Source organism: Adhaeribacter soli, assembly GCF_008727925.1.
GTDB classification, from domain to species: Bacteria; Bacteroidota; Bacteroidia; order Cytophagales; family Hymenobacteraceae; genus Adhaeribacter_A; species Adhaeribacter_A soli.
The window spans coordinates 189,776-214,302 of record NZ_VTWT01000003.1 but is presented as its reverse complement, the minus strand read 5'-3'; the positions used below and the strand labels follow the sequence as shown (position 1 = coordinate 214,302).

The 24,527-nt window shown below is 43.7% G+C and carries 23 protein-coding genes, 2 tRNA genes and 1 pseudogene; 16 read left to right on the top strand and 10 right to left on the bottom strand.

Annotated features, from left to right (window positions below; genetic code table 11):
• Nucleotides 1-175 precede the first annotated feature (175 nt).
• From F0P94_RS07105 to F0P94_RS07095, 3 genes and pseudogenes are all read right to left on the bottom strand, one after another.
• Nucleotides 176-832 (bottom strand): hypothetical protein, encoded by a 657-nt coding sequence (locus tag F0P94_RS07105; protein ID WP_191906955.1) that lies wholly within the window; start codon nt 830-832, stop codon nt 176-178.
• 111 nt (nt 833-943) lie between these two features.
• Complete coding sequence (locus F0P94_RS07100; RefSeq protein WP_150903181.1) at nt 944-2,425, bottom strand: P-loop ATPase, Sll1717 family; 1,482 nt, start codon at nt 2,423-2,425, stop codon at nt 944-946.
• Nucleotides 2,426-2,585: 160 nt separating this feature from the next.
• A pseudogene (locus tag F0P94_RS07095) lies at nt 2,586-3,056 on the bottom strand (tyrosine-type recombinase/integrase); the annotation flags it as partial.
• Nucleotides 3,057-3,273: 217 nt separating this feature from the next.
• On the opposite strand from F0P94_RS07095, the gene F0P94_RS07090 reads away from it, so the two are divergent.
• Nucleotides 3,274-3,696 (top strand): hypothetical protein, encoded by a 423-nt coding sequence (locus tag F0P94_RS07090; RefSeq protein ID WP_150903180.1) that lies wholly within the window; start codon nt 3,274-3,276, stop codon nt 3,694-3,696.
• Nucleotides 3,697-3,810: 114 nt separating this feature from the next.
• Here the strand turns inward: F0P94_RS07090 and F0P94_RS07085 are convergent.
• From F0P94_RS07085 to F0P94_RS07075, 3 genes are all read right to left on the bottom strand, one after another.
• Nucleotides 3,811-3,882: transfer RNA gene (locus F0P94_RS07085), tRNA-Glu, on the bottom strand.
• 70 nt (nt 3,883-3,952) lie between these two features.
• Nucleotides 3,953-4,025 (bottom strand) — tRNA-Met (locus F0P94_RS07080).
• A 71-nt stretch (nt 4,026-4,096) separates the two neighbouring features.
• On the bottom strand, nt 4,097-6,025 hold the full coding sequence (locus F0P94_RS07075; RefSeq protein WP_150903179.1) for a BamA/TamA family outer membrane protein: 1,929 nt from the start codon (nt 6,023-6,025) through the stop codon (nt 4,097-4,099).
• A 139-nt stretch (nt 6,026-6,164) separates the two neighbouring features.
• Here F0P94_RS07075 and hemW point away from each other — a divergent pair, with 139 nt between their 5' ends.
• From hemW to F0P94_RS07055, 4 genes are all read left to right on the top strand, one after another.
• Complete coding sequence (gene hemW, locus F0P94_RS07070; protein ID WP_150903178.1) at nt 6,165-7,295, top strand: radical SAM family heme chaperone HemW; 1,131 nt, start codon at nt 6,165-6,167, stop codon at nt 7,293-7,295.
• Nucleotides 7,296-7,522: 227 nt separating this feature from the next.
• The gene (locus F0P94_RS07065; RefSeq protein ID WP_150903177.1) at nt 7,523-8,290 is read left to right on the top strand and encodes a cyclase family protein; all 768 of its coding nucleotides are present in this window, start codon (nt 7,523-7,525) and stop codon (nt 8,288-8,290) included.
• Between the two features lie 738 nt (nt 8,291-9,028).
• Entirely contained in the window at nt 9,029-9,535 is a 507-nt protein-coding gene (locus tag F0P94_RS07060) for a hypothetical protein (protein WP_150903176.1), read from the top strand.
• Nucleotides 9,536-9,542: 7 nt separating this feature from the next.
• Nucleotides 9,543-9,890 (top strand): hypothetical protein, encoded by a 348-nt coding sequence (locus tag F0P94_RS07055; RefSeq protein WP_150903175.1) that lies wholly within the window; start codon nt 9,543-9,545, stop codon nt 9,888-9,890.
• A gap of 749 nt (nt 9,891-10,639) precedes the next feature.
• Here F0P94_RS07055 and rpmA read toward each other — a convergent pair.
• Both rpmA and rplU read right to left on the bottom strand, forming a co-directional pair.
• Nucleotides 10,640-10,912, bottom strand: coding sequence for a 50S ribosomal protein L27 (rpmA, locus tag F0P94_RS07050; protein WP_150903174.1), 273 nt, complete (start codon nt 10,910-10,912; stop codon nt 10,640-10,642).
• A gap of 71 nt (nt 10,913-10,983) precedes the next feature.
• Nucleotides 10,984-11,289 carry a 50S ribosomal protein L21 gene (gene rplU / locus F0P94_RS07045; RefSeq protein ID WP_150903173.1) on the bottom strand — a complete coding sequence of 102 codons (306 nt, stop codon included), beginning with the start codon at nt 11,287-11,289 and terminating at the stop codon, nt 10,984-10,986.
• Nucleotides 11,290-11,691: 402 nt separating this feature from the next.
• Between rplU and F0P94_RS07040 the strand changes: the two genes are divergently transcribed.
• The 11 genes from F0P94_RS07040 to F0P94_RS07000 all read left to right on the top strand — a co-directional run bounded on the left by F0P94_RS07040 (nt 11,692) and on the right by F0P94_RS07000 (nt 22,647).
• Nucleotides 11,692-12,651 carry a ribonucleoside-diphosphate reductase small subunit gene (locus tag F0P94_RS07040; RefSeq protein WP_150903172.1) on the top strand — a complete coding sequence of 320 codons (960 nt, stop codon included), beginning with the start codon at nt 11,692-11,694 and terminating at the stop codon, nt 12,649-12,651.
• A gap of 382 nt (nt 12,652-13,033) precedes the next feature.
• The gene (locus F0P94_RS07035; RefSeq protein WP_150903171.1) at nt 13,034-13,213 is read left to right on the top strand and encodes a hypothetical protein; all 180 of its coding nucleotides are present in this window, start codon (nt 13,034-13,036) and stop codon (nt 13,211-13,213) included.
• Between the two features lies 1 nt (nt 13,214).
• On the top strand, nt 13,215-13,571 hold the full coding sequence (locus tag F0P94_RS07030) for a hypothetical protein (RefSeq protein WP_150903170.1): 357 nt from the start codon (nt 13,215-13,217) through the stop codon (nt 13,569-13,571).
• Between the two features lie 192 nt (nt 13,572-13,763).
• On the top strand, nt 13,764-16,169 hold the full coding sequence (locus F0P94_RS07025; protein WP_150903169.1) for a ribonucleoside-diphosphate reductase subunit alpha: 2,406 nt from the start codon (nt 13,764-13,766) through the stop codon (nt 16,167-16,169).
• Between the two features lie 11 nt (nt 16,170-16,180).
• Nucleotides 16,181-16,507, top strand: a complete 327-nt coding sequence (locus F0P94_RS07020; protein ID WP_150903168.1) for a hypothetical protein — start codon at nt 16,181-16,183, stop codon at nt 16,505-16,507.
• A gap of 270 nt (nt 16,508-16,777) precedes the next feature.
• Nucleotides 16,778-17,491 carry a hypothetical protein gene (locus tag F0P94_RS07015; protein WP_150903167.1) on the top strand — a complete coding sequence of 238 codons (714 nt, stop codon included), beginning with the start codon at nt 16,778-16,780 and terminating at the stop codon, nt 17,489-17,491.
• A gap of 113 nt (nt 17,492-17,604) precedes the next feature.
• Nucleotides 17,605-17,745, top strand: a complete 141-nt coding sequence (locus F0P94_RS19625) for a hypothetical protein (protein ID WP_191906954.1) — start codon at nt 17,605-17,607, stop codon at nt 17,743-17,745.
• Between the two features lie 244 nt (nt 17,746-17,989).
• On the top strand, nt 17,990-18,139 hold the full coding sequence (locus F0P94_RS19620) for a hypothetical protein (protein WP_191906953.1): 150 nt from the start codon (nt 17,990-17,992) through the stop codon (nt 18,137-18,139).
• Nucleotides 18,140-18,395: 256 nt separating this feature from the next.
• Nucleotides 18,396-19,703, top strand: a complete 1,308-nt coding sequence (locus F0P94_RS07010) for a T9SS type A sorting domain-containing protein (protein ID WP_191906952.1) — start codon at nt 18,396-18,398, stop codon at nt 19,701-19,703.
• Nucleotides 19,704-19,892: 189 nt separating this feature from the next.
• Nucleotides 19,893-21,176 carry a T9SS type A sorting domain-containing protein gene (locus F0P94_RS07005; RefSeq protein WP_191906951.1) on the top strand — a complete coding sequence of 428 codons (1,284 nt, stop codon included), beginning with the start codon at nt 19,893-19,895 and terminating at the stop codon, nt 21,174-21,176.
• Between the two features lie 196 nt (nt 21,177-21,372).
• Nucleotides 21,373-22,647: a T9SS type A sorting domain-containing protein gene (locus tag F0P94_RS07000; protein ID WP_150903164.1), complete on the top strand. Its 1,275-nt coding sequence runs from the start codon at nt 21,373-21,375 to the stop codon at nt 22,645-22,647.
• Nucleotides 22,648-22,737: 90 nt separating this feature from the next.
• Here F0P94_RS07000 and F0P94_RS06995 read toward each other — a convergent pair whose 3' ends face one another.
• A complete protein-coding gene (locus F0P94_RS06995; RefSeq protein ID WP_150903163.1) occupies nt 22,738-23,637 on the bottom strand; it encodes an SdiA-regulated domain-containing protein in 900 nt (299 codons plus the stop codon).
• A gap of 89 nt (nt 23,638-23,726) precedes the next feature.
• Nucleotides 23,727-24,161 (bottom strand): PepSY-like domain-containing protein, encoded by a 435-nt coding sequence (locus F0P94_RS06990; RefSeq protein ID WP_150903162.1) that lies wholly within the window; start codon nt 24,159-24,161, stop codon nt 23,727-23,729.
• Nucleotides 24,162-24,527 lie beyond the last annotated feature (366 nt).

Here is a 24,527-nt window from a genome sequence, read left to right as displayed (position 1 = left end):
TAATATTTATTGTAATGCTTTTTAAAAAAAACAAATAATTATAGATCGTATATCCTAAATGCCCACCAACGGTTGGGCTAAGGTAAGTTTTAATGTGCTTTAGTTTTTGTTGTGGGGGTGTTCTATTTCTTAATTTGCTTTTAATGCTGAGGCCTTTTTTCTAATCTTTTAAATCCTATTTTTTGAGTAAAACATTAGCATTATTTATTAAGAACTCTTTAAATTGTTTTTGATTGAAGGATAATTGAATAGACTCTTTTTTTTCATCTTTTAAAAACAAATTAAAAATTATTTCTTGGAGAAAATCTTTTTGTACAAGCCCAATAATACTTTCTATATCAAATCCTTCATCAATAATATGAGAATTTGAACAGCCTGCACAACGGCTTATATCAGGAACAATTATGAAATTCGTTATTCCTCTAAAAATGAAAAAATGGTATGTCTTTAATTCTTTTTCATTTAATTTAGAGAAAGTCTCAAGGACTTGTTTATGTTCGTTTCTGCAATAACTATTAAGGAGGTTATTTCTAATTTCTTTTTCAACTTCTTCTGCAATTTTCCATTCGTCCTTCATTCCATCTTTTTTAATTTGCTCTTCTTGCCTAGAACCAGAGGTATATCCTGAATCTCTCCAAACTTGGCCAAGTTTAGGATGTGATAGACTTCTATTAATTATAAAATATGGGTCCTCAATAATTTTATTTTCAAAGCCAATATTAACTCCCCAATAATCATCCTTTCCTACTCTTGACTGGTTCCAAGCATATGGAACAACTTTTATTGAATCAATGAAAGTATATATGTCAAAGGCTTGCATATATTCTTCCACATTCTCTATTCTTAACATCCTTTTATTACTTTTGAATTACCCATAACGGTTAGTATATGCAAAGCCCGCAGCGGAGCAAGGGTTTTGCATATGCGTTGTTGGCAATAGTTTTTATTCTCTAAATGTATGTAATCCTTTAACTAAACCAGAATGTAAAATTGCCTTCATTCTAGGCTCATAGCTGGATTTTTCATTCCTTATTATTGAATATAGTTCCGTTCGGTTATCTATAGTATTGATATTTTGAATAATTCCAAGTTCATATAAATATCTCAAAAGGGCTTCTGGGCTCTTGTTGATATTTTTATTCCTTCCTAATAAAAACATCTCTTTGAATTCATTTGATGAAAACTTTCTTGTTCCGAGGGTCCGAAGAAGTGTAAATAAAGTTTCTGTACTTGGAATAACAGGAGAAATTTCATTTTTAAGTTCATCAATTAACCAAGCTGAATATTCTTTCTCTGCTGCTTTAATGGTTTGATAATCTAACTTATTCATTTTTTCTGCTTGTTCCTTTGTTTTTATGCAGAATTGAACTAAATCCCTTGGTCTGTGAAATGTTCTATGAATAATATATTTAAATGGCTCAATTAGCTTTCCATTTTCATAAAGCCTGATGAATGTTTTATTAAAAATAAAACTAAATGAATCTTTACCCGATAATTCATCAATACTATTTTCAATCCTATTGTTTATTAATTGGAGTAATGGTGGGTTAATCCAGTCATTTTTATTAACTATAGCCCAATTTAAATAATATGTATGGAAGTCGAATTTTGCACTATCTGGGTCATGACTACTAAATTGATAAAAAATATCTGAACGGATATAAGCTATTACTTTCGCATTTGGATTGTAAGAAGCAATAACTGAATTTAAGGAGTAAATAATTTTAAATAAACTTATAAGAGATTCGAAGTATTTCTTATTATCTATATACAGTGTGTAATTATCATCAAGCTGGTCAAATTGAACAATATAGCTTCTTTGACTATTATTTAAATTTGAAAGAACTAAATCTTCAAGTCTTATATTAATTTCGGAAATATTTTCAATTTCATCTCCTAGCTGAACAGCTCTTTCACTTGTTGTTTTAGGCCCTATTCCTCTAAATTGAAGTCCTACTTCCGTTTTATCAGTTCTTGTGGTAATTTTAGAATGTAAATCCTGTAAATTCTTTCCGAACCGGAACTCTACGAAATTAACAAGTTCTTTAAAGTCATCAGTATTTTTAGAAGTATGTTGGTCAAGCACAATTTGCTTAGCAAATTCACTAAGGATAATATACTTCCAAATGCTTTGGTATTGGTTTGGTCTGGTGAAATCATCATCAGAAAGCCTTAGAAGTTTTTCAAAAGGAAAACTTCTAAATGATAGATTGCTTATAATTATTCCTTTTTCTGATTCCCTATTCTTAATCCAATTATAAATTGCTGATTTCCCCGTGCCTTTTCTACCTATAACAAAGTAGGTTTTGCTTTTTACTATATTTTCCCAGTAGTTTTGGTCTAAGAAATATTCTTCCAAATGAGGATCATATAATCCATCTGGGTTTCCAAAATCAGTTTCAAGTAAAGCTTTTATTGCATTCATTTCTATTTTATTAAATTTCTGCCAACTACTAGATTAACAAAACTACTTCGGTTATCTGAATTATGTCCGTAGGTTTTGAGCCCAGTTTTTGTAAGCTTCAAGCAATTGTGACCGGTAAATAGCAGTTGCAGTAACATCGTTGGGCTAATATAGTAAAATGTTACAGATTGTCCAGCCGGCTGGTTATTTTCTCCAGCACATGAGTGGTTATATGGGGGTAGATCTCAGTTGTCTTACTACTCCTTTGACCCAGCATTGCCTGAATGTACTTGAAATCTGTTCCCTGCTCCAGTAAATGAGTAGCAAAAGAGTGTCTTAAGGTATGAGGAGTAGCTATGGTTTTGATCCGGGCCTTTTCTTTACTAGCATTAAACACATTCCTGATACTTTCGGTAGTGTACTGACCGCCACCTTGAGCTTCGAAGAGTCATAGCTATGGCCGGTATACCCTGTAATTCTCTCTTAAACTCTGTAGAAGTTTTTGCGATAGTAGGGTAGTGCGGCCCTTTTTGCCCTTGGCTCCCCGGATCAGACGTAAAATTCTTTTACTTTGCACATCGGTGAGCCTCAAGTTTATTACTTCACTTATTCTCAAGCCTTCAGAATAAAGCAGCTGCATCAAACAGCGGTACTTTAGGTTATCAGTAGCCTAGAGCAAAGCTGCTACTTCTGCTTTGCTAAGAACCTGGGGCAGAGTACGGGCCTTCTCCCGCCTTTCCACTTAGCTTAGCTGCAGGGAATGCCGGAACAGCACCCCAGCTACGACTATGGTTACTTGCTCTTATCAGAAGATAAGGTTTTGATCGTAAACCAACAACGCTTTGTGATTAACTAAGACAAATGAAAGAATGAACCAGGAGATAATAGTTGAAGGGAAAGGAAAAGTCAAAATAAATAAGCTCCTGCAATGGCGTACGTATGAAAGCCAGATGGAAGGGGTTCCAAGTGCCAGAATGAATAGAATAGAAATAGAGAATGCTGTAGCAGTTGCTAAAAGGGTATGTTACCTGGAAGCAGTTTATATAGTAGAACCAAAGCTTACTCCACTAGAAATTGCACCACTATTTTCTGAAGGGGAAGAGGCAGTAAGGCTTCCCAGGATTACCTGTGTTGCCAGGGTAGAGGATTATGCAATCCAGGATGCTGATTATGCTGCCTTAGCTATCGTCTGGTTTCAGGATGATTTTGCTTTTCCAATAGAGCCAGAAGTGCTGGAGCTAATGAAACTTATTCCTTTCAGAAAGCTCGCTCTTAAGTTTGATTTCTTTTAGTGGAAGCCCTGCTTTATTTAAGTATTGAAATAAAGCCAATCTAAATATTAGTACGCAAATGTGTACGCAGTATAAAGAAAAAAGGCCCTCAGGATTAACTGAAGGCCTTTGAAGTAGTCCATAGGGGAATCGAACCCCTGTTACCAGAATGAAAATCTGGTGTCCTAACCCCTAGACGAATGGACCATTGAACGTGCAAGGCGGCAACGTTACTTTTTCAAAGAAAAGCCTTACACTTCCTGTAAGGCCCTTTAGGTAGCGGGAACAGGACTCGAACCTGTGACCTTTGGGTTATGAGCCCAACGAGCTACCAACTGCTCCATCCCGCACTGTTTGGTGATGCAAAAGTAGGAAAGATTCCTGACTCTGCAAATATTTTACGAAAAATTTTCAAAAAAAGTTAAAATTTACTCGCCAAACCGAAATGAACCCGCGAATTGGTTAAGCTAAGCTGCTTTTGCAACTCCGAACGCCCTACCGAATAAACGAACTGAAACACCCCGGCCGGGGTACTGAAGCTCACGCCGGCGCCAATTCCCAAAGGCATATCTTCGTTGAAGGCCCCCGGCAGCTTGCTCTGGTAATACGCCTGGTCGTAGAAAAGCAGCAGGTACGAATCTTCGGCGGTAAAAAAACGGTACTCCAGCGTGCTTAAAAGGTAAGAGGACGCATAGAACTCATAATCGTTGAAGCCGCGCAATAAATTCAAACCTCCTAACCGGAACATATCGTTCAGGAAGATCTGCTCGTTTACCAGGTTTTCGCCACGCAAACGAGCCAGTAAAACCCCATTCTTCCCGATGGGAGCATAATTTTCTACTCGAAGGCTGCCGGTGAACTGGGTGGTTTTCAGTTTCAGGGTATCGTAAATGCTTTGCGGCTCCAGGGCCAGGTTGCGCACAATAGTCTTGTTGCCAAGCGCCAGCTGCCCGCTGATCAGCAAACCCTTCCGGGGAAAGTAAAAATCATCGAGGTTGTTCCAGAGGTAGGCCGCGCCGAAGGACGTATATTTTACGTCGGCGTATTCCGGCATGGAAGTCAGGTTTTTCAGGTTGGCCGTGGAAAGCAAACGGGAGCTCCGCGACTGGGTAAAGAAACTGACCTTCCCGTAGCGGGTAGTATAGTAGCCGAACTCCAGCCGGGGCTTAATGGTCATGAAGGTGGTGTCCTGCTTGTAGAGGTTAAAGTTCACGCTCATTTCCAGGGGCGAACCCAGAATGTTAGGTTGCAGGTAATTGGCATCGAGCACCTGGGAATTCCGGTCCACTTTCCGCGCCTGCAAACCAAGCTGAATTCCGGTGCCTTTAATATTCCGGATATTCAGGTTGCCTTCCCAGATCAGCATTACTTTTTTATCTTCGGCGTTTTCGTCCGGTGGCAACACCCCAATCAGGGCATCGATCTGGTTCGCGTTCCGGTCTTCGATAAAGTAGTACAAACGGGCTTTATTTTCGGCAAAGCGTACTTGCGGCGCACGCGAAACCTGTAAATAGGGCAACTGTTTCAGTAATTGCAAGGAATTTTCCACTTTCCGGTGTTCGTAAGGCTGTCCGGGGCGGATCTGTAGGTAGCGTGACAAAAACCGCGATTGGGTCTTTGTCCGGCCTTGTACCACCACCGAATCGAAAGTAATAAGCGGGCCGCGGGTAAGGCGGGCAATAGCCTGTACTTCGCCGTTCCCGGTTATCTGCACTGAATCGAGTTTCAGGGAGGCAAACGGATAACCGCTGTTTTCGGTGTATTCCACCACCCGCTTTTGCAGCTTTACAAAATCGTCGGGGTTGAAGGGCTTGTTCCGGTAAAAACGTTCGCGGAAGCCGGACTTCTGCAGCAAGCCTTCGCTTAAATTTCCGTTCTTCAGCGCTACCCATTTAAAAGGCTGCCCAATGTAGAGGTCCACGAAAAGGGTATCTTTTTTCAGAAAAAAACTATCGGCCGAAGCCGTGAGGTAGGCATCTTTCTGCAAGGCAAGCACCAGGTTACGCACCACCTGCACGGCGCTTAAAGAATCCGGCGCTTCCCGTTTGAACTTGTATTTGCGTAAAACCGCTTTATCTGCTTCGGTGGTACGGAAACGGAGCGGGACTTTATCAGGAGCAACCCTCGTAAGCGTATCCTGAGCAGCGGCAACATTCAGCCCCAGGCAAAAGGCAAGAAACCACAGGGCAAGTTTGTACCTTTGCACTGTTTGGTCGTTGGTTGCTGGTTGTTCGTTGCTGGGAGGGTCGTTTTTCGTTGTTCGTTGTTCGTTGTTCGGGCTCGGGAATGCGGCTTTAGACTTCCGGAGGAAAGCTGCAAAGTATTTGCTGAACGAAACGAAAGCCTGCATGTTAGAATAAAGGAACCTAAAGCACTTTAACGACAAAGAAACCTGTTTTCGTTCGAATAACCTGAATTTAAAACCGTATCAGAATTATTCCCAAAACCCATTTTCAAATTTCCACATTTTCAAATCTTCAAATCTACCCATGGCCGGACTTTATTTTCATATTCCTTTCTGCAAACAAGCCTGCCATTATTGCGATTTTCATTTCAGCACGAACACAACTACGCTTATCCCGATGGTTGATGCGCTGAAGCGGGAACTGGAATTGCGCAAAGATTACCTGGGCGGCGAAGAGATCAAGACGATTTACTTTGGCGGCGGCACGCCTTCGCTGTTGCCGGTAAGCAGTTTGCAGCGCCTTCTCGATACTGTTTACCGCCTTTACAATGTAGATCCCAATGCCGAAATCACCCTTGAAGCCAACCCCGATGACCTGACACCGATTAAGATCCGGGAATTACGGAGCTTGCCCATAAACCGTTTGAGCATTGGCACCCAGAGTTTTCACGGGGAACATCTGAGTTTTATGAACCGCGCCCACAATGCCCTGGAAGCCCGCAACAGCATCCGCGGCGCAAAGCAGGCCGGCTTCCAGAACATTTCCATCGATTTGATCTACGGCGTTCCGGCAACGGACCATACTATCTGGCGCAAGGACCTGGAAGAACTGTTTGCGCTCGATGTGCAGCACGTTTCCTGCTACGCTTTAACCGTGGAGCCGCAAACCGTTTTAGGCAACTGGACGAAGAAAGGCAAATTCAAACCCGCCGAAGACGAATTCACCGCGCAACAATTCGAAATTTTACTGGAGGAAATGAAAAAGCACGGGTTTATTCAATACGAGATTTCCAACTTCTGCAAGCCCGGTTTCGAATCGAAGCACAACAGCAGCTATTGGCAAGGGGTGAAATACCTGGGCATTGGCCCGAGTGCGCATTCCTTTAACGGTGTTTCGCGGCAGTTCAACATAGCGCACAACCACCAGTATATCACGGCACTGGAGAAAGACGAACTGCCTTTTACGCTGGAAAACCTTTCGCTGGAAGACCAGGCCAACGAATACATGCTTACCACGTTGCGCACCATCTGGGGAACCGATCTAGCCTACCTCAAGAACCAGTTCAACCTCGATCTGCTGGTTTCGCAAAAGGAATATTTAGCCGAATTGCAGCAGCGTAACCTGGCCGAAATTTCCGGAAACAAATTAAAATTAACGGATGCCGGAAAGTTGCTGGCCGATCAGATTGCGCTGGATTTGTTTGTGATGAAGTAGGGACAGGTCGCGACCTGTCCGCACAGTATCTGATTAGGCATATTTGATCAGGAATGTTTGATCGGGAATGCCCGGGGACAGGTCAAGCCCTGTCCGTACGGAATTCTGCAAATTCTGAAATTCTGCAAATCCTGATTCAGCCAGTTTCCGAATCTCAGATTTCCTCCCCATCTTCACATTTCCTCATTTCCAAATTTCCACATTGTAAAATCCCCCCATTTAAAACAATGCAAGCCACCATCACGCACGCCGGGAAACAGTACCGCTTCAGCCCGGAAAACCCGCTCGATATTTCTCTGCCATTAAAACCCGGAGCAGATACCGTGAATTGTTTCTGGGCGGAACCCGTGCAGTTCGATACGATCCGGATCGGGAGTTTTGTGGGCAGCGTGGCCGAAGGCGGTTGCACCAATTACCAGCGCGTGCACGTTACGCCGCACGGCAACGGCACGCATACCGAATGCTACGGGCATATTTCCCCCGATCCGGAAGCCACCATTTACAATTGCCTGAAGCAGTTTTTATTTGTGGCTCAGGTTATTTCGGTAGTGCCAAAGAAGCAGGAAAACGGCGACCTGGTAGTAATGCTGGAAGACGTAAAGCCAAAGTTCAGCGCGGAGCAACCGGAAGCTATCATCATCCGGACCCTGGAAAATGCGGAATCGAAAAAAACGGCCCAATATTCCGGTACCAATCCCACGTACCTGGAAGCTGCTTTAGCCGAATTTCTGGTGCAAAGTGAAGTGAAACATTTACTCGTCGACCTTCCGTCGGTTGACCGGGAAGAAGATGGCGGCGAGTTGCTGGCGCATCATGCCTTCTGGCAGTACCCGGAAAACACCCGGAAAAACGCCACCATTACCGAGCTTATTTTCGTTCCTGATGAAATAAAAGACGGCTTGTATTTGCTGAATATTCAGATCACCAGCCTGACCCTGGATGCCAGTCCGAGCAAGCCGGTATTGTATGTCTTAGACGAGATACAGCCTCAATAACTACAGTTTTACACTGTTATTTTTCAGAAAATCAAGCATTTACAGGAAATATTTTACGAATTTCCCTCCTGAAAAAGCCGCTTTAGGATTTAAACAAAAGGCTTTTAAACTTAACAAAATACAAGCATCGCCCGGTAAATAAAAAATAAATTTGGAAGTTTGCCCGGTTAAGTCTTACCTTTGTAGCGTAATGAAAAACAGCATCCAGAATATTGTCCTTCCTTTTAACTGCATGAAGCGCCACTTGCCGGCCGCCGAAGGGAATGCTATTGGATAAGGATCAGAGGATTTTATCAAGAAACATACAAAGCCCTTCGGAGAACCGGAGGGCTTTTTTTATTTTAAACCAGATTAAATAAAGTTCCGGCACAAGCCGGATAAACAAATTTTAAAGGATAGCCAGAAGAATTCTTCGCCAAGCCGATTAATAAAAAAACATAGATGCCGGCATTCTGAAACCTGTGTCTACTATATAAACTGACATGATTAAGAATCTCATTATTGTCTCTTTCTGCTTTAACTGCAATCATAAACCTTGCATGATGAAGCGCTATACCCATCGAAGGAGCAAAGCTGGCCTATCCGTACTTAAGCATTACAAGCGATAAAACCACCCAAGCCCTTCGAGCCGCCGCCCGAAGGGCTTTTTATTTAAAGCAAAACTATTTAAACCAACCAGAAAGCAAACGCTTCTGAAATCCTTAAAACCAATTACTAAACCTTTAAAAACCAATTATCATGAAAAACGCAATTGCCACCAACCCCATGCACCGAACTCATACCGAAATTCTGGCTTTACAGGTCGCCGAAAATAATTTTAAGGTCATTTCTCCCGTTAATTTTAAGCCGGAGGATCAGGTGAAGGTAACCAAGCCGTTTAAAACAAAGGTTGCAGCACTGGAAACGCACCCAGGCAAACCACCCGAACCTTACGCCAGTCTGCTGCAGCTTTTGGCCAGATATGGCTTCAGCGAGCAGGAGATCAGCATCGGCCTGGCGGGTTACGACGGCAGCAGCGCCCGGTCTTACCTGGCGGAGATCGGTCTGGTAGGCACCATGCCGGGCTTTTACAACCTGCACCTAGGCGGCAACCCAAGCGGCAGCCGCCTGAACAAGGTCTTTAAGCTAAACCTTTCAGAATCAGCGCTTTTAAATGAACTAAGTACTCTTCTGGCTGCTTTTAAGATAACCAGGAGAACCAATGAAACCTTCGGAGATTTCGCCCTTCGGAAACAATTAATTTAACCAGACCATGGACATCTTACTTAAAAATATCTTAACCGAAATGGATCGGGCAGTCACCAATACGGCCACCCGGGTTTTACCGACCATCAACTACGGCACCCTATTATCGAACGATGCCGAGCAGGTTTACTTTATTGCCGGCATTGCCGGTACCATGGTAGCCATTCGTTCTAAAATGACGCGTCTGAGAAAAAATACCATCGATTTTAAAGTTACCGCCGAGCACGAAACCCCGAAAGGCAAAATTGCCCGCATTTGCGAAGGACACTTTACCCTGGTAGCCATCCGGCCGAAAAGCCCGTACCCAACCAGACAGGATCCAGGCGAAAGCTACACCTATTTTTCTTCAAACTAGAACCCGGTTTCCTGAAGCCAGGCATCTCCAAAGCTTCCTGTTTTCCACCAAAAGCGCTTCCCAAATCTTTGGGAAGCGCTTTTATTTTAAACTAGCTATAGGTTTGTTTTTAGCTATAAGCTTTTCGCCAATTTGAATTTACTGGTAAAACAAAAAAGGGAAGCATTTCTGCTCCCCTTTTTCTATCTATCCTGCCACTTACGGCAGAAACGAATTACTTTTATCTCACAGGCTTCGCCTATACCTGTTTATACGACAGCCAGCCTTTTTTTGTTGCAGAAGTTAGCGTTTTCAGGATTTAATTGAAAGATGAGCAGCTTTTTTTGTCTGAATCAGGATTTTCAGGATTAACAGAATTTTCAGAATTTTCTTTTTTTTATCTCACGCATATCGCCAGCGCAGCGCCCCTGAAAACCACATTAACTGATAAAAACTAAATAAAAGAAAGCCAGCCACGGAGGAAAACTGATCCCAGTTTCTACGTGCGCGGCCTCCTATTCATACGGTGCCGGAGGCAGGCCGCTAGGCCAGTTTGAATAGAAGACGCGAACGTAGAAACGAAGCCACCCGGCTTGAGGGAGAAAGCTAACTAAAAGCTGCAAGCCATTGATTCAGCAGACAACAACAATCAAAGCAGAACTAAAGCAGAAAACCCTTATAAAACAAAAAGGGAAGCTAACCGCTTCCCTTTTCTAAAGTAACCTAATCAGCTAGAAAACCGGTTTAAGTTACTTACAATACTTTATACGTTATGCCTGCGCTTCAGTTTCAAACGGAATTACAGAAACGTAAGAACGATCTTTTCTTCCTTTTTTGAATTCAACTACGCCATCAACCATCGCAAATAATGTATGGTCTTTGCCCATGCCTACGTTCAGGCCCGGGTGGTGCGCAGTACCGCGCTGACGAACGATGATGTTACCAGCGATAAGCGGCTGACCACCGTAAATTTTTACGCCTAAGCGTTTGGAATGCGACTCACGGCCGTTGTTCGAACTACCAGCTCCTTTTTTGTGTGCCATTTTCTTTTATAATTTATCCGGCCGAAACCAGATGTGTTTTAAACTTTTTTAACTGAAAAATAACCAGGGAATTAACCGATCGAGTTGATCAGAACTTTGGTATAATCCTGACGGTGACCGTTTTTCTTCTTGTAACCTTTACGGCGTTTCTTCTTGAAAACGATAACCTTGTCACCTTTCACGTGACCTAAGATTTTGCCAGTAACTTTCAGATTCAGGAATGGCGCACCGATGCTCAGTTTACCATCATTGTCAGTAAGTAATACATTGGCGAACTCAACGGCGTCCCCTTCATTGCCGGAAAGCTTGTTAGTGTAGATGAACTTGCCGCTCTCTACTTTGGTCTGTCGACCTGCGATTTCTACAATTGCGTACATCAGCTTCTATGTAAATTTGTTTTAAGTCTGCAAAAGTACCTCCTATTTTTCAGATTACCAAACCCTTGCCGCTCATATTTTTGTTTCCGTCCCAATATTTACCTATCGCTATATTGGTATGTTAATCCGCTATCCACAATTAACCGGTGGAAATCACCCGTGTTCCGGAAAATCAGTGCCTAAACAATTGAAAAACAAGCTCCTGAAAGCTGTGGAGAAATACTGTTTTTTGTGGATAAATTTCAGCCCCTTTCTCCCGTATTCCTCCCTATATTTGAACTCGTTTTACGTCGCCCGCTTCCGGCGGCAGACGCATGCGAAAAGCCATAAAACCTGAACCACCCTGCGGGCACAGTTGTTTTATAATGTTGCAAGTTGTTGAATTTTAAAGCTTTACCTGCTATGGAACCAATTCTAAAAGAAAACCCGAACCGCTTTGTGCTGCTGCCTATTCAGTACGACAACGTGTGGAAGATGTATAAACAGGCTCAGGCCAGCTTCTGGACCGCCGAAGAGATCGACCTTTCTGCGGACACCAAAGATTGGGAAAACCTGAACGATGGCGAGCGCCATTTCATCAGCCACGTACTGGCTTTCTTTGCCGCTTCCGATGGCATTGTAAACGAAAACCTGGCCGTGAATTTCATGCAGGAAGTGCAAATCCCGGAGGCACGTTGTTTCTATGGTTTCCAGATCATGATGGAGAACATTCACTCCGAAACTTACTCGCTCCTGATCGATACTTACATTAAAGACCCGAAAGAGAAAGACCATTTATTTAACGCGCTGGAAACGGTACCCTGCGTGAAGAAAAAAGGCGAGTGGGCGCTGAAATGGATCAATTCCGAAAACTTTACCGAGCGTTTAATTGCTTTTGCCGCCGTAGAAGGCATTTTCTTTTCCGGTTCGTTCTGCTCTATTTTCTGGCTGAAGAAACGCGGTTTAATGCCAGGGTTAACCTTCAGCAACGAGCTTATTTCCCGCGACGAAGGCCTGCACTGCGATTTCGCCTGCCTGCTTTACTCCATGCTGGAAAACAAGTTGCCTGAAAGCCGTCTGCACGCTATTATTAAAGACGCAGTAACCATTGAGCAGGAATTCGTGACCGATGCGCTGCCGGTTTCCTTAATTGGTATGAACGCCACCTTAATGAACCAGTACATCGAGTTCGTAGCCGACCGTTTACTGGTTGCATTAGGTGCGTCTAAGATCTACAATTCCACCAACCCGTTCGATTTCATGGAAATGATCTCGCTGCAGGGCAAAACCAACTTCTTCGAGAAGCGGGTAGGTGAGTACCAGAAAGCCGGCGTAATGACCGAACGGAGCGATAACGTTTTCTCTTTGGATGAAGATTTTTAATTCGAACTTTAGAATTTTCGAGATTCGTATGTTCGACTGTTTTTCAGCTTTCTCTCTTTTGTCATCCTGAGCGCCAGCGAAGGAACTTGTCGGCGAACAGTAGTGAAGCATGAAAATATAAATGCCGCTCTTCCGGATTTGTAATCCGGAAGTTTTGAGGTTCGGATTTGTAATCCGACTTTTTAGCTGAAAAGCCTAGCACTTTGTAGCAAGCAGCAGTGCAAGGCGGATTACAAATCCGCAGCTACTTACTTCCGGATTACAAATCCGGAAGAGCACCAGGAAGAGCACTAGAGCGTAAAGAGCGCACAAAGTGGTTAGAAACGCTATCATTTCAGCTGAAAAAGCAAACCACTTTCAACTTAATTTTAAGTATAAAGCCATGAATAAAGCCAAAGTAATAGAAACCCTGAACAGCCTGCCGGAGGAATTCAAAACCGAGGAACTGGTAGAAAAGCTTTTATTCCTGGAGAAGGTGGAAAACGCCAGGCAGGAGGTGGCAGCCGGAAAAGTGCTTCCGGTAGCAGAAGTAATTAAAAGCATTGCTATTTCCCTGAACTAAGATGAAGTCTCTGAAGAAGTTGGCTTTGCTTGGATTGGTAGCACCGCTGCTTTTTTCGCTGCTTTCTTTTACTAATGCAGTTGGTGGAGAAGGAAGTGTGGTGACGATTAAAGTATATGAAGCGCATAAAGATTTTAGCAAGTACAAAGCTAGAATTCTTATAGCCGAAGGAGACATGGTAAAGGAAATTAGCTTAGTTAATGGTTTTGACTCACCAGAGTCAAACAAAAACTTAGAAACTATTTCAAATTTGTTAAATCAATATACCAAGTCAGGTTACACAATTGGAAATATAACTGCTGTACCTATTAGCATGAATAACACTTATAATGTAACCACCTACATCCTAACCAAATAACCAACCCCGGAACGCTACCGTTTCAGCTTAAAAACTGCAGTAAAAGGGTAGGGTTTTAGAATAGAAAAGCAAGCCAGCCTAAGAGGGCATTTTTTCGTAAAAAGAAGAAGGTGCTTTCCCATTAGTCAGAATAAAAATATGTATGCGTAAGCGGGATTTTCGACCCCGTGGAATTTTAAAGGAACGAAGAATATGTTAGTAGTAAAAAGAGACGGCAGACGTGAGTCGGTAAAGTTCGATAAGGTAACAGCCCGGGTAGAAAAACTCTGCTACGGCCTGAATATGATCTATGTGTCGCCGATCGAGGTGGCCAAGAAAGTGATCGACGGTATTTACGACGGCGTTACCACGGTAGAACTCGATAACCTGGCCGCCGAAACCGCCGCCTCCCTCACCACCAAACACCCCGATTACGCCATTCTGGCTGCCCGCATTGCGGTTTCCAACCTGCACAAGGTAACCAGCAAGTCGTTCTTCAACACCATGAAGCAGCTCTACACCTACGTAGATCCGAAGACGGGTGAGAACGCCGCCTTGCTTTCCCGCGAGGTGTACGAAGTAATTAAGAAACACGCCGCCGTGCTGGATTCCTCTATCCTCTACGACCGCGATTATTCCTACGATTATTTCGGTTACAAAACCCTGGAGCGTTCGTATCTGCTGCGCCTGAACGGCAAAATTGTAGAGCGTCCGCAACACATGCTTATGCGCGTGGCCATCGGCATTCACAAAGACGATATCGATTCGGCCATCGAAACCTATAACCTGATGTCGGAGCGCTGGTTTACGCACGCTACGCCAACGTTATTTAACGCCGGTACGCCGAAACCACAGCTTTCTTCCTGCTTCCTGCTTACCATGAAAGAGGACAGCATTGCCGGTATTTACGACACGCTGAAAAACTGCGCCATGATCTCGCAAAGCGCGGGTGGTATCGGTTTAAGCGCAAGTTCTATCCGGGCAACGGGTTCTTACATTAAAGGCACCAATGGTACTTCCAACGGTCTGGTTCCTATGCTGAAAGTGTTTAACGACACAGCCCGCTACGTAGACCAGGGCGGCGGCAAGCGTAAAGGCGCCTTTGCGGTTTACCTGGAGCCTTGGCACGCCGATGTGTTCGATTTCCTGGATCTGCGGAAAAACCACGGCAAAGAAGAAATGCGCGCCCGCGACTTGTTCTATGCCCTCTGGATCCCGGATCTTTTCATGAAGCGCGTGGAAGCGAACGGCGACTGGACCTTAATGTGTCCGCACGAATGCCCGGGACTGGAAACGTCGCACAGCAAAGAATTCGAACGTTTGTATGAAAAATACGAGCGTGAAGGCCGTGGCCGCAAAACCATTAAAGCACAGGAACTGTGGTTTGCTATTCTGGAAAGCCAGACCGAAACCGGTACGCCGTACATGCTGTTCAAAGATCACGCAAACGCTAAATCGAACCAGCAGAACTTGGGTACCATCAAGTCTTCGAACCTGTGCACCGAGATCATCGAGTACACTGCGCCGGACGAAATTGCGGTTTGTAACCTGGCATCTTTAGCCCTGCCGCGTTACGTTGCCGAAGATGCGAACGGCAAGAAGTTCTTCGACCACCAGAAACTGTACGAAGTAACCTACCACGCTACCAAGAACCTGAACAAGGTTATCGATATTAACTATTACCCGGTAGAAGAAGCGAAAAACTCGAACCTGCGTCACCGTCCGATCGGTTTAGGTGTGCAGGGCTTAGCCGATACCTTTATTCACCTGCGCATGCCGTTCGAAAGCGACGAGGCCGCGCGCCTGAACAAAGAGATCTTCGAAACCATTTACTTCGCGGCCATGACGGCTTCGAAAGACCTGGCCAAGAAAGATGGTCCGTATTCTACCTTCGAAGGTTCGCCGATCTCCCGCGGTATCTTCCAGTTCGATATGTGGGGCGTGAAGCCGGAAAGCGGTCGTTGGGATTGGGAAGCGCTGCGCAACGAAGTAGTTGAGCACGGCGTGCGCAACTCTTTATTAGTAGCACCGATGCCTACGGCTTCTACGGCTCAGATCCTGGGCAACAACGAAAGCTTCGAGCCATATACTTCTAACATTTACGTGCGTCGCGTACTGAGCGGGGAGTTCATGGTGGTAAACAAGCACCTGCTGAAAGACCTGATCAAGCTGGGCATCTGGAACGACAACATGAAGAACCAGATCATCGCGGCCAACGGCTCGATCCAGAACATTCCGAACATTCCACAGAACATTAAGGATCTGTACAAAACGGTATGGGAGATCAAGCAGAAAACCATTATCGATATGAGTGCTGACCGCGGGGCCTACATCTGCCAGAGCCAGAGCCTGAACCTGCACGTGCAGAACCCGAACTTCGGTAAGCTTACCTCTATGCACTTCCACGCCTGGAAACGCGGCCTGAAAACCGGTATGTACTACCTGCGCACCAAAGCCGCCGCCGACGCCATTAAGTTCACGGTAGAAAAACAAGCCGCCGAAACGCTGGAGCCAATGGTAAACGCCAAGCAGAACGCCACTGTTAACGCGCAACAAGGGTATTCCGACATGCAATGCAGCCTGGATAATCCGGATGCTTGTGAGGCTTGTGGATCATAATTGGGATTGATATGCTGAAAAAGGTTATTCTAACGATTTTTCTCTGTTCCATTTGCTACTTAGGCTTTAGCCAACAAACTAAAGCACAAAAGCAAATTTTAGTTGTTGATGTTTTTGAGCCCTTTAATTCCAATGCACTTGGTAAAGGGATTTACATTAGTGAAGCAGGGAAAGAAACGAAGTATATCAAATTTGATCATAAGTCGCCAGATGAGAAAGTTTATACAATGCGCCTTGATCTGGTAGCCAAAACTTTTCGGGATCTTTATTCAGAAGGCTGGATACTAGTTTCTTCAAATGGAGGAGATATGCACAAACGGTATGTTTTCGAGAAGTAAATAACTGATTAAAATAAAAAGGGAGCTCAGAAATGGGCTCCTTTTTTTATAATAAACCCCTAGGCATTATCCACACCTTTTTTAGGCAAAAACAATAAAATTTGACCAATTATAATTTTAAAAATAAAAAATATAACTCAAAAACGCATTAACAAGGACTAATTTATTTTATGTTTCATTTATTGACCAAAAACAACGGAATTATTTCAGTCATGTTATTGCTTTTCAATAATTCCTTATTAAATTGCATTGTTATTTAAAGACTGTCTAATGCCTAAACTTGTAGAATTACCAAAAGCATCTTTCAAAAGGTCATATGATCTAGCAAAGGCTGTCGATGCTTTAGGAGGTAAGGCTACTCATGAAGCAAGTGGGTATAGAATGGGAATGAGCCAAGGAGGAGCCTTTCGTGCAGTAATTAGTACAGCTGAAAAATTTAATCTAATAGATTCGTCAAGAGGCTTTTTGCATCTAACAGATTTATACATAAAAATCAGAGATGCGGGTGATGAAGAAAGTAGAATTTCATTTTTACGAAGATCTTTCTTGTCGCTTAAACTCTTCAATGATCTTTATGAAAAGATTAAAGGGCAGAGATTAAGGGTTCCTCTAATCGAGGGTTTATTAGTCAACGAATTCCATGTTCCTGGGGAAAGTACTAGCAGAATTACGAAGTATTTTATAGATGGGGGAAAACTTGTTAAATTAATAAATGAAGAGAACAAATTACTTGACTTAGATGAGATTGGTCAAAGGTCATTATTTCCTGAAATCGATTTACAAGTAGAAAGTCAAAAACACCTCTCAGGAGCAGGGCCTAAAAACTCTGAAATTATTAACTACTTCCAGCAATTTATTAAACAACCTAAATATTATTCGATACAGATTACAGGCCCCGAAATTGATACGAAAATTACTATTAAGGATAAGCATGATCTAGAAATCATCACCCTAATATTAGATAGTATCCGAAAAAAAATATAAAGCCATTGAAATTACAATAAAAAAACCTGATTGCTTATTACAATCAGGTTTAGATCTAGCCAAGGTCGGCCTTGGCTTTGTGTTGGCCGGTTTATTAACCTTATTCATCTACTATGAAAAACGATGAACAAGGTGCATGTACTGAAGGCTATGTAGAAGTTTTCTGCCGTTACATTGTGAAGGGCGGCAAAAAAATCTACCCTAAAAAAGGGCAATTCTTCAGATTTTGTGCACCAGTTAAAAAACAGGCCTAAGTTCCTAAGCATTAGTTAGTCAAGGACTAAGTATTGCTAAAACTGAAGTTGTTTATTAAGCTTTTAATTGTTTCGCACGCAATTAGAGACTTAATAACTTCTTAAAAAGGAGAATAGTTGGGATACCGTTCGCCTTTTCAACAGTAGAGATAGCTTTCTTAACGGAGCGCAAAGATACTAGTTGTTTTCGAAAATAGGAAATCCCGGTGGACTACCACTTTGGTAGGAACTTTATTTTTTGATTATGACCAAATCCGGTGAATCCTCAAAAAAATTAGCAGCACTGGCAAGCAAAGTCTTAAATGATAACCGCTATTCAGCAAATGCTAAATCTTTAGCTGGTTCAGTTTTAAGCCAAGCTCCTAATAAGTCCACGGGTGGTAAAAAGAAATAATTACTACTAACATTTTTAAAAGCCCGATGCATCCGCACCGGGCTTTTATTTTACCCTACCGGCAGGACGTCTACCATTGCCGGTACTAAGAACTGAAATGGCTCCTTCAGTCAGATTGCTTTTCTCCCGGCAGCCGGAGTATGGCCAAGACTGCCACACCTCCCAGCCGGGTAGCCTGACACAGCTTCTCTATCCGGGGAATACTTAATATACAAGGCTTTGTTATTTTTAGTTAGTAGATTTGTTTTTCAATTGATTGTTAAAACTAAAATCGACCGCCTTGAAAAGAACTCTACTACTCCTAATCATCATCTGCTTCAGTATTTCCGCCAGGGCCCAATGGGCAAGTCAAACAACCGGGCAGGTCTCGAACAGCCAGGTTCTCTCAATTTCGCCGGTAAATAATAATGTGGTATGGGCTATAACTTCAGCTAACGAATTGCTTCGAACCACAAATGGAGGGGCAACCTGGACCGTTTCTTCGCTGATTGCTGCTACCGGCTTTCCTATGATAGAAGTGAATTGCATAACGGCTTTGGATGCTTCAACCGCCTGGATTACGACAGTAGAAGCTGGGTTTCCTTCCGCTTCAATATCCGGAGTTTTTAAAACTACGGATGGCGGCCAGACCTGGACTCAGCAAACAATTGGCTACAACGGAAACAGCTGGCCAAATATGATCCACTTTTTTAATAGCAATGACGGGGTAACGATGGGCGATACCAATGGCGGCTATTTTGAGATCTATACCACAAGTAATGGGGGAAGCACCTGGAGCCGGGTTCCGCTTTCTAATCTGCCTGCGCCAGACGGCAACAATGATGTAGGTACCGGCGGGGATCTTTATGCAGTATCTGGAAATACTATCTGGATAAGCGTACTGGGGATGCGGGTATTAAAGTCGAACGATAAAGGTTTACATTGGACCGTAGCCAATACAGGATTAACGCAGGCAGGTCCAAACAATTTACCTCTGGGCTTAGCATTTAGCGATATAAATAACGGTTTAGTATTAGCAAATTCTCAGTTAAAGCGGACTACAGATGGCGGTCAAACCTGGACTACAGTAAATTATACCGGGCCAGTAAAATTTTACCTCTCCAACGTGCCTGGTGCAACCAATACCTACATCAGCACGGGTCCGGGTGGAACACGTCCTGTTGGTTCCTCTTACTCAAATGATGGAGGCAACACCTGGATAAGCCTGGAAAATACCATCCAGCACAGACTTCCAAGATTCTATAGCCCAACCTCAGGGTGGACCGGCGGTGTAAATACGTTGTATAAGTTTTCCAGCACCGTACTTGGGTTAAACGATTTTTCCAGGGTTAACAGTTTCTTTATTTCACCTAATCCAAGCACTGGCGTTTTCACAATTACCAATCCGACCAATCAACCTTTCCGCCTGGAAGTGTTCAGCTCTTTTGGAGTAAGCGTGTTACAGCAGCAAGGCAGCAGATTTGGCAGTACCCGCCTAGATCTTACCGCCCAGCCAAAAGGAATGTATCTTGTAAGAATTTATAGCCGGGGGCAAATAATCACAAAGAGGATAATAATTCAATAATCATTCTAAAAGTCAAAAAGCCCGATGCTTCCGCACCGGGCTTTTTACTTTTTCAGGTCTGAACCATAGCACTTCGGGTAATTAGCAGCATAATTGTAGCAGATTTTACTTTTAGAAATGTTATGCCACCTAATCTCATTATATTTGGGTAACCTTTGTTTAAATAATCCCAACCTGTTTAAATACCGTATGAAAGCATTTTTAGCAATTCTAGTTAGCTTTATTACCACGATCTCAGCTGTACGGGCACAATGGGTTTCCCAGCCAGTCCCGTCGCATATAAAAACGGTTAGGCATGTTGCTATTGTAGATCAGAACGTAATCTGGGCCCAGGCCTTTAGCTTTAACGCAACCAATGGACCCGATAAAATTCTACGCACTACTAACGGCGGCCTTACCTGGTCGGATGTAAATGTATCGTTGCCAGGCATTACGGATCCCTTCAATATATTTTCCCTGAAAGCAGTAAATGCCAGCACCGCTTACATTACAGTTTATATATATTATATCGCGTCCGGGGCAAACACCAGGGTGTATAAAACGACAGATGCCGGCCTAACCTGGTCTCATATCCCGAATATGTTTACCACTACAAACTCTTTTGTAAATCAGGTAGAGTTCTTTGATGCAAACAACGGGGTAATTGTGGGTGATATGCTGGAATTTTATACTACCAGCGATGGCGGCACTACCTGGACTAGAGTACCTGCAAGTAATTTACCACCGGCACACCGGGATGACTTTTCCTTTGACCATCGGGTTGTAATAGGCAACACCATCTGGGTGCCGGCAGGCAGTATGCGGGTGTATAAGTCTACGGATAAAGGCTTGAGCTGGACTGTTTCAGCTACCAACATCCCTAATATACCCGGACAGTCGTTAGCGGGCATTGCTTTTCAGGATGCCATGAATGGCCTGATAAGTAAAGGTTCCGCTTTAAGCCGCACAACGGACGGAGGATTAACCTGGACAGCTGTAAACTATTCAGGCAGTTTTTTTGAACATGGCCTTACGCATATTCCCGGTACTCCAAACAGTTATGTAAGTTATAGCGGATCCGGCACCAACCCCGGCCTTTCTATTTCGCAAGATGGTGGTTTATCCTGGACCCAGTTAACTAATAATGCGCATCATAGTGCCGCTTTTATTACCAACCGCCTTGGCTGGAGCGGTGGAAATGGGGTTATTTATAAACTGAATGGCAATGCATTAAACACTTCAGAAGAAGTAGCTTTCGCTAACAGCTTTGTAATTTATCCGAATCCGAGCCAGGGCATATTTACCATTTTACCGGCCTTTTCCAAGCCATTTGATATTGAGGTTTATGACCTGGTCGGAAATAAAGTGAAGTTGCAGCAAGGTAACAGTTTTGGTAAAACCATGGTCGATCTTTCCGGGCAGAAAAAAGGAATTTACCTGCTCCATATTTTAAGGGGTGAAGAACGGCTGGTAGAAAAGATTGCACTTCATTAGTTTTGCCTAAAAAGCACTTGAATATTTTGACAAAAAAAGCCCGATGCTTCCGCACCGGGCTTTTTACTTTTTCAGACTGAATCCCTATTATTTCAAGTTATAACTTTTGTTTTATAACAACTTTCTTTATTTTCCCACTACAATAGAAGCAACCTTTACCTTTAATAATCCGACTTATCTTAAAATAGCCTTTATTATGAAAAAGACCTTATCAATTCTTCTTACTGCTATTGTTGCGGTTAGTACGGCACAGGCACAATGGGTGAGCCAAAACTCTCCAAATCTGCCAAATACCATGCTCTATGAGGTAGAAGCTGTTGATGCCAATGTAACCTGGGCTGCATCGCCATTTATGGAGGTTGTGAAAACTACTGATGGTGGGCTAACCTGGAAATCCTATCCCGTGGTTGATCCCGTTTTTACCAGCGCAAGCATCACTTCCGTTACTGCTTTAAATGCAAATACAGCCTGGATCGTTGTAGCCGAAATGGGGCAAACTAATTTCTCGAGGATTTACCGTACAACTGATGGAGGTACCACCTGGCAGCACCAGCCAACGGCCTATACTAATCCGGGCAGCTATGGTGAGTACATTCACTTCTTTGACCCCAACAATGGCCTGGCCATAGGTTTTGCCTCAGCTCCCGGCAACACAACTAAAACCGAAATTCTTACTACTTCTGACGGTGGTACCACCTGGAGCCAGGTTCCTGCAGCAAATATGCCTGCTGCACCTTCAGCAGATGTTTTGTACAATACACTGGCAACCGTTGGCAATACGGTCTGGGTAATGGATTTTGATTTTAATATTCTGAAATCGGTAGACAAAGGATTAACCTGGACTTCGGCAAGTTCCGGACTTACTTTTTCTAACCTTGAAGGCTCATTAGCTTTTACCGACGCCAATAACGGCCTTGCCGGGTTAAATGGCCAATTAAGACGGACTACAGATGGCGGCGCGACCTGGATGACCGTTACCCCAACGGGGCCTTTCTTCCCTTTTAGAATAATAGCAATTCCCGGCACCTCAAGTTACATTAGCTCTAACCGAGACCGCAACAATCCTGGTTCTTCCATTTCTCACGATCATGGCAACACCTGGATTTTGCTGGAAAACACCATGAGCCACCTCGATATGGAATTTGCTGACGCTACTACTGGCTATTCGGCTGGTTTTGCGGTTATGCGTAAGTTTGGCAGCAACATTTCAGGCATTAAAAAGGAGCTCAGCATGGCCGGTTCTTACGCTATTTTTCCAAACCCAAGTCCGGGCACCCTCCAGGTATTACCCGCTTCTGATAAGCCTTATACTATAGAAGTGTACGATGTAACAGGCAATAGAATAAACCGGCAAACAGGCAATCGTTTTGGTAAAACTCAACTTGATCTGGGCAAAGAAAAAAAAGGCATATATATGCTACACATCATTACTGGCAATCAACGATTTGTTAAGAAGGTTGTACTTCAATAACTCAATTATAAATACCATAAAAAGTAAAAGCCCGATGCATCCGCACCGGGCTTTTACTTTTTATGGCCTGAGCCCTACTATTTTCCGGTATTACAACCCGGCGATGTTCACTTTCAGGATATTGGCTTTGGTTTTCTTGCCTTCGTTGGAGATGAAGAGTTCGCCGGCCGGGCTAAAGGTGATGCCTTCGGCTTTGTAGAAATCGCCTTTGCTGATCTTGTAGCGGTTCTTAATGTTGCCCTGCGCATCCATCACAACGATCTGGGCGTTTTTAGCGTCGGTTACGTACACGTTTCCGGTTACCGGGTGCACCTGCACTTCCGATGGCATCATAGTCTTTTCATTGTCCTGCACAGTTGCAAAAACCGGGTGCCCAAAATCGATCTTATACACCGGCGTGGCGGCCAGCTTTTTAGTTTCCAGGTCGAAGCTGTAGATGCCTTTATAGGCGTTGCTGTTGCTGTCACGGTCTTTTACGGCCAGCAGCAGGCGGTTATTCCGGGCATCGTAACCCAGGCCCTCGATGTTGTTTTCGGCAGTAAAAGGCGTGCCATATTCGGTTACCTGGGGTTTGGCGCTTTCTATATTATTTACCTCGAACAAACGGCCGTCGGCTCGCACCACGTAGGCCGTTTTGCCTACCAGCGCGATGCCTTCGTAATCGCCGGGTCCGGCAAAGTCGATCTCTTTTTCAATTTTAGCGGCGGCGGTATTGTAAATAAAAATGGTGCCCTGTTCGTCCTGAATGCAGGCAAAACGGTTCGGGCCAAGGTAAGCAATGCCGGAAACTTCCCGCAAAATATCGGGCACTTCCCACTTCGAAACCACCTGCACTTCTTTGGAAACGGCTTCTTTGGCAGCTTTACTTTTTTTTCCTTTATCCGTACCAATTTCCTTCACGATCTCCGCTTTCCAGGTTTCGGAAGCTTCGCTTACCAGAAAAAATGCCGACAAACTTAATCCTAGAATACTTGCTGCTATCTTTTTCATCTTTATTCCTCTTTAAGTGAAGTCCTCAGAAATACTTTCCGGACCATTTCTATTTAGTTCCGCATTTGCCCGAAGGCTGCTTTTACGGCTTAATAGGGCAGTTTGGTTTCCTTGCCTTCGGCGGTCAGAACGAGTTCCTTGCCCAGGAAAAAACGTTCCAGTTCTACTTCGTAATACGTTTTTCCGTCGAATTCTATCTTCTCGGCTTCTTCCAGTTCGTAGCTGCCGTAGTTTTGCTTAAGAGCGCTGGCAATGGAAGCCGGTAATTCGGTCAGAGCAATTTCCTGTTTCTGCATCAGCACTTTTCCGGAGGCGTCTAAAATCACCTTACGTTCTATCGTTCCGGAATTGAATTCCACTTCGTAGTTGCTGCCTTTCTTTTCCCATTCCGGCTTCAGCGCATCGGCAAACTGGCCTTTAAAACTGTTCATTACTACCGAAGGCACTTCCGTTTCTTTGATGTCCTGCGCGAAGGAGAAAAAAGAGGAAGCGCTTAAAAACAAGGCTAAGGTTAATGCTTTCATAAGGGTAAATTTTAAGGGTTTAACTAATTTCTGATTCAAAGGTCGGGAGGGATTCCGGAAAGAATTGGGAAGAAACGGGAATTTTGATATTTTTTTTCTTCTTTGGCGAAAGGGAAGGATCCTGTTGGCTTTAAGTAGCTTTTTCTTAAAAAGGGTAGCGTTTCCAGGTTAGCTTTAACTCTAAACTCCTAACTTTTAACTTCTAATTACCTTTTCCCCTCAAGCCGGGTGGCTTCGTTTCTGCGTTCGCGGCTGCAACCTAACCTGCCCTATCGGGCTGCCTCGTTCCTCGGCACCGGTAAGCTTGGAGGCCGCTCTCACAGAAACTGGTGTCAGTTTTCCTCCGATTGAGCTTTCTTTTTAGTA